This is a genomic window from Streptomyces sp. UNOC14_S4, from assembly GCF_020740835.1.
Classification (GTDB): Bacteria; Actinomycetota; Actinomycetes; order Streptomycetales; family Streptomycetaceae; genus Streptomyces.
Window position 1 is genome coordinate 1 of record NZ_JAINFC010000603.1, and the last position, 4,154, is coordinate 4,154.

Below are 4,154 nucleotides of genomic sequence, written 5' to 3' on the forward strand. Positions count from 1 at the left end.
CCCGAGGCCCCGCCCCCGGCCCACCAGCCAACCCAGGGGCGCGGGGAACTGCGCGAGAAGCCCCACCGGCCCGCAGAAGAGGCCCAGGGAGGCCCAGGACCGATTACAGGCGGTCCAGCACCGACGCCAGCAGGCGGCCCATCGCCGTGGCGGAGTCGCGGCCCGCCTGGAGGACCTCCTCGTGGTTGAGGGGCTCGCCCGTCATACCCGCCGCCAGGTTCGTCACCAGGGAGATACCCAGCACCTCGGCACCCGCCTCACGCGCCGCGATGGCCTCCAGCGTGGTGGACATGCCCACCAGATCCGCACCCAGCGTACGGATCATGCGGATCTCGGCCGGCGTCTCGTAGTGCGGGCCGGGGAACTGGACGTAGACGCCCTCCTCCAGGGTGGCGTCCACCTCCTTGCACAGCTCGCGCAGGCGCTGCGAGTACAGGTCGGTCAGGTCGACGAAGTTGGCGCCGACGATCGGCGAGGTCGCCGTGAGGTTGATGTGGTCGCTGATCAGCACCGGCTGACCGGGGCGCATGCCCTCGCGCAGGCCACCGCAGCCGTTGGTGAGGACGACGGTCTTGCAGCCCGCGGCCACGGAGGTGCGCACACCGTGGACGACCGAGGCGACGCCACGGCCCTCGTAGTAGTGCGTACGGCCGAGGAAGACGAGCACGCGCTTGTCGTTGACCTTGTACGAGCGGATGGTGCCCGCGTGGCCCGCGACGGCCGCGGCGGAGAAGCCGGGCAGCTCGGTGACGGGGAACTCGATCTCGGGGGCACCGAGGGCCTCGGTGGCGGGAACCCATCCGGAGCCCATCACCAGGGCGACGTCGTGGGTCTCGGCGCCCGTGAGCTCGCGGAGGCGAGCGGCGGCGGCGTCGGCCGCGGCGTACGGGTCGGTCTGGGGGGTAACTGATGCGTTCACGCGGACGAGGGTAGCCGCTCTTCGCCTACGCGCGTAGATGTCGCTGGTGACGGTGTTCCGATTGTTGCTTTGTGTCTTATGACGAGATGAATTCGTCATAAGACACCACGGCACCCACTGCAGCAGCCACCACGGCCCCGTGCCGAGCCCGGGAAGAGCCCTGACCAAGCCCTGATCAAGTCCTAACAGGGCCGCTTCCGCAACTCCATCACATAGTCGTGCGGAGCCCCGGCAGACTCGGCGGCGTCGGCGATCTCACCCAGATAGCGGGCGGAGGGCAGCCCGCCCTCGTAGCCGTTCAGGACGTACACCCAGGCGGTCTCCTCGCCGTCCAGGGTGTGCACCCGCACCCGCATGCGCCGGTAGATCCCGAGGCCGACGCCCTCCCAGCGGTCCATCGACTCCTCGTCCATCGGGGCGATGTCGTAGAGCGCGACGAAGACCTGCGACCGGGGCTCCTCCACCACGGTGGCCAGGGCGCCCTCCCAGCCGAGCTGCTCCCCGCCGAAGGTCAGTCGCCAGTCGGCGAGCCAGCCCGTGCCGCGCAGGGGCGAGTGGGGTGCGCGGCGGGACATCAGCCGCGCGTCGAGGTTGCCGGCGTACGCGGCGTAGAGCGACATGGCTCCGAGGGTACGGGAGTGAGGCGGAACGGCATTTGGGATGGCAGTCTCGAAGGAGGGTTCGTCCGGAACCTCCTGCCGGTCCTCGCACGGATGGACGTACGGGCGCGCGGACCCCGGGAGAAGTCGCTTCGATTGGGTGCGGGACAATGGAGTACGTGACTCGGATCGTGATCATCGGTGGCGGACCCGGCGGCTATGAGGCGGCGCTCGTCGCCGCGCAGCTCGGTGCGGAGGTGACCGTCGTCGACTGCGACGGTCTGGGCGGGGCGTCGGTGCTGACCGACTGCGTGCCCTCGAAGACGCTCATTGCGACGGCCGAGGTGATGACGACCTTCGACTCCTCCTACGAGGAGCTGGGGATCATCGTCGCCGACGACACGCCGCCGCTGGAGCAGTCGGCCCGGGTGGTCGGCGTGGATCTCGGCAAGGTCAACCGACGCGTGAAGCGCCTCGCGCTGGCGCAGTCGCACGACATCACGGCGTCCGTCACGCGTGCGGGCGCGCGCGTGCTGCGCGGGCGCGGCCGGCTGGAGCCGCACCAGGGCCCGGACGGCTCGCGGACCGTCGTCGTCACCACCGCGGACGGCGGGCGGGAGACGCTCACCGCGGACGCGGTGCTGATCGCCACGGGCGCGCACCCGCGCGAGATCCCGGACGCGCTGCCGGACGGCGAGCGCATCCTGAACTGGACGCAGGTCTACGACCTGGACGAGCTCCCCGAGGAGCTCATCGTGGTCGGCTCGGGTGTCACGGGCGCCGAGTTCGCCGGCGCGTACCAGGCGCTGGGCTCGAAGGTCACGCTGGTCTCCTCGCGCGACCGGGTGCTGCCGGGCGAGGACCCCGACGCGGCGGCCGTGCTGGAGGACGTCTTCCGGCGGCGCGGCATGAACGTGATGGCCCGGTCGCGCGCGCAGTCCGCGAAGCGCGTGGGCGACCGCGTCGAGGTGACGCTGGCCGACGGCCGCGTGATCACGGGTACGCACTGCCTGATGGCCGTGGGCTCGATCCCCAACACCGAGGGGATCGGTCTGGAGGAGGCCGGGGTCCGGCTGAAGGAGTCCGGCCACATCTGGACGGACCGGGTCTCGCGCACGAGCGCGCCGGGCGTCTACGCGGCCGGTGACGTGACCGGGGTGCTGGCGCTCGCGTCGGTCGCGGCGATGCAGGGCCGCATCGCGATGTACCACTTCCTGGGTGACGCGGTGTCCCCGCTCAATCTCAAGGCTGTATCCGCGAACGTATTTACGGATCCGGAGATTGCGACGGTCGGTTATACCCAGGCCGACGTCGACAGCGGAAAGATTGACGCCCGGGTGGTGAAGCTGCCGCTGCTGCGCAATCCGCGCGCGAAGATGCAGGGTATTCGGGACGGCTTCGTCAAGATGTTCTGCCGCCCGGGCACGGGCATCGTGGTGGGCGGCGTGGTCGTCGCGCCGCGCGCGAGCGAGCTGATTCACCCCATTTCGATTGCGGTCGACAACAACTTGACCGTGGAGCAGATCGCCAGCGCGTTTACCGTGTATCCGTCGCTGTCGGGTTCGCTGGCGGAGGCCGCGCGGCAGTTGCACACGCGGAAGGCGCCGCGGGAAGCGTGAGCGTCCGCGCTCGCCCGTAGTGCGGCTGCTGCTGGTCGCGCCCACGCGGCGGAGCCGCGCAATGTCACAGTCCCGCGCCCCTTCGGGGCGCGGGAGTGCGCCCGGCGGATCCGGGCATTCCCTATACCACGGCATACGTTCCGCAGCGGACAACTTCCGTTAATTGCTGCAACCTGCTGAAAACGGATGGCCGTTGGCGTTACTGTCGGTTTCGTGTTCGCTGCAGAACGTCGTCAATTGATCCTCGAAATGGTGCGGGCCAACGGGGCGGTTTCGCTCCGTGAGCTCGCCCGCGTCGTCCAGACCTCCGAAGTGACCGTACGGCGGGACGTGCGGGCACTGGAGGCAGAAGGACTGCTCGACCGCCGGCATGGCGGTGCGGTGCTGCCGGGCGGATTCACCAGGGAGTCCGGCTTCCCGCAGAAATCCCATCTAGCGACCGCGGAGAAGACGGCCATCGCCGATCTCGCGGCCGGCTTCGTCGAAGAGGGCGAGGCCGTGGTCGTCGGCGCCGGGACCACCACGCAGGAGCTGGCCCGCCGGCTCGCGCGTGTGCCCGGTCTGACCGTGGTCACCAACTCCCTGCTGGTCGCGCAGGCGCTGGCGCACGCCAACCGGGTCGAGGTCGTGATGACCGGCGGCACCCTGCGCGGTTCCAACTATGCCCTGGTGGGCAGCGGGGCGGAGCAGTCGCTGCACGGGCTGCGGGTGTCGAGAGCGTTCCTGTCGGGGAGCGGGCTGACCGCCGAGCGGGGTCTGTCCACGTCCAACATGCTCTCCGCGAGCGTGGACCGGGCGCTGGTCCAGGCGGCGGCGGAAGTGGTCGTGCTCGCCGACCACACCAAGCTGGGCACCGACACCATGTTCCAGACGGTGCCCACCGACGTCATCACCCGGCTGGTGACCGACGAGCCCGGGCCGCACGACGACCGGGCCGCCACCGAGCTCCAGGCGCTGGCGGACCAGGGCGTGCACATCTCGGTCGCCGGGCCCGGCGACCGAGATGTGCACGCCCTG

At 70.4% G+C, this 4,154-nt stretch carries 4 protein-coding genes; 2 read left to right on the plus strand and 2 right to left on the minus strand.

The features are described from left to right. Positions 1–103: 103 nt before the first annotated feature. Positions 104–919 (minus strand): purine-nucleoside phosphorylase, encoded by an 816-nt coding sequence (locus K6I34_RS32875; protein ID WP_121800649.1) that lies wholly within the window; start codon positions 917–919, stop codon positions 104–106. A 182-nt stretch (positions 920–1,101) separates the two neighbouring features. Next, positions 1,102–1,539 (minus strand): gamma-glutamylcyclotransferase, encoded by a 438-nt coding sequence (locus K6I34_RS32880; RefSeq protein ID WP_229331698.1) that lies wholly within the window; start codon positions 1,537–1,539, stop codon positions 1,102–1,104. Positions 1,540–1,688: 149 nt separating this feature from the next. Between K6I34_RS32880 and K6I34_RS32885 the strand changes: the two genes are divergently transcribed. Both K6I34_RS32885 and K6I34_RS32890 read left to right on the plus strand, forming a co-directional pair. Next, on the plus strand, positions 1,689–3,137 hold the full coding sequence (locus tag K6I34_RS32885; RefSeq protein ID WP_229331699.1) for an NAD(P)H-quinone dehydrogenase: 1,449 nt from the start codon (positions 1,689–1,691) through the stop codon (positions 3,135–3,137). Positions 3,138–3,323: 186 nt separating this feature from the next. Next, positions 3,324–4,154 (plus strand): DeoR/GlpR family DNA-binding transcription regulator (locus tag K6I34_RS32890; RefSeq protein WP_229331700.1); only part of this gene is annotated, 831 nt, incomplete at its 3' end.

Bases quoted from the DNA above. Each gene is read 5' to 3' on its own strand.
- K6I34_RS32880 (WP_229331698.1), bottom strand. From the start codon at position 1,539: ATGTCGCTCTACGCCGCGTACGCCGGCAACCTCGACGCGCGGCTGATG.
- K6I34_RS32885 (WP_229331699.1), top strand. From the start codon at position 1,689: ATGGAGTACGTGACTCGGATCGTGATCATCGGTGGCGGACCCGGCGGC.